The organism is Bifidobacterium sp., assembly GCF_050874245.1.
Lineage (GTDB): Bacteria > Actinomycetota > Actinomycetes > Actinomycetales > Bifidobacteriaceae > Bifidobacterium.
On the sequence record NZ_JBNMKH010000224.1, the window covers coordinates 1 to 1042 of the forward strand.

Annotated in this window: 1 protein-coding gene and 1 tRNA gene; one reads left to right on the forward strand and one right to left on the reverse strand. The window is 60.1% G+C overall.

Features of this window, described 5'->3' with window-relative positions:
* On the reverse strand, nt 1–725 hold a 725-nt coding region (locus tag ACR0P8_RS10075), incomplete at its 3' end, for a CapA family protein (protein WP_432624903.1).
* A 201-nt stretch (nt 726–926) separates the two neighbouring features.
* On the opposite strand from ACR0P8_RS10075, the gene ACR0P8_RS10080 reads away from it, so the two are divergent.
* Nucleotides 927–1013: transfer RNA gene (locus tag ACR0P8_RS10080), tRNA-Ser, on the forward strand.
* The last annotated feature ends 29 nt before the right edge of the window (nt 1014–1042 follow it).

The following is a 1042-nucleotide window of genomic DNA, read 5'->3' on the forward strand; positions in this document are numbered from 1 at the left end:
GTGACGAGCCCCAGCTTGCCGCCGCCGGTCGGAGACGTGATCACCAGCGGCTTGAGCGAATCCGCCTCGGTCTTGTAGGAACCGGTCTGGGCGATGCCGTCGGCCTCCAGCGTGTCCCACAGGCGGGCGATGCCCTCCGACCCCTGGTCCCAGGAATGGTTGGTGGCATGAGTGCACGCCTGATAGCCGACATGCTTGGCGGCATCGGCCACTTCGGGCGGAATATTGAAAATCGGATACGCACTGTACGGGCCGCCGCGCTGTGCGATGGGCGTCTCGAACTCGCAGACGGCGATGTCGGACGCCTGGATGTACTTCTTCATCGGCTCGAACAGCGGGTCGAAGTTGAATGCGGTGCCGTCCGTCGCAGAGGTGTCAGCCCCGGCGAAATGCTCCCACAGCCCTTCGTGGAACAGCAAATCGCCATTGACCAGCATGGAGATGCAGTCCGTGTCCGGGCAATCCGGCGAATTGCCGTGATGCTTCGCAACGGTTGTTGCGGAATCGGCATTCGACGCCGACGATTGGGATTTCGTCGTATTCGATGAGACCGCGGCGTTGCCTGCCTGCGCTGCCCGTTTGCCATGCGTTGTCGCCGCATGCCATATGCCGACCGCGAGCGCCACGGCCAATGCCAATGCCACAATGGCCGCAACGATCATCGGCATGGGTGAGCGTTTCGCCGCATGCTGTCCGTGATAGTGTTCCCCGCTGTCTTGCATCATTGCAATCCCTTCGTTCCTGTGTTCTTCTCGTCACATGTCTCTACGATTAAGGGTAGCCGAGCCCGACGGATATTCGAAGCGTCGCTCGACACGCCAGCAGGACTGCGAAATATGAGGAATTTCCCCGATTTGCGATATTTCGGCGGGTTGACTTCCGTACGTGGTGTAAAGTAACGTGATGTTGCGTCGTAATGACGCACCGGAGTGATGCCTGAGTGGCCGAAAGGGGCACCCTGCTAAGGTGTTAGCTGCGTTAGCGGCTCGGGGGTTCGAATCCCCCTCACTCCGCGAAGGATAGAAGGCTTCGAAGCGTTGAA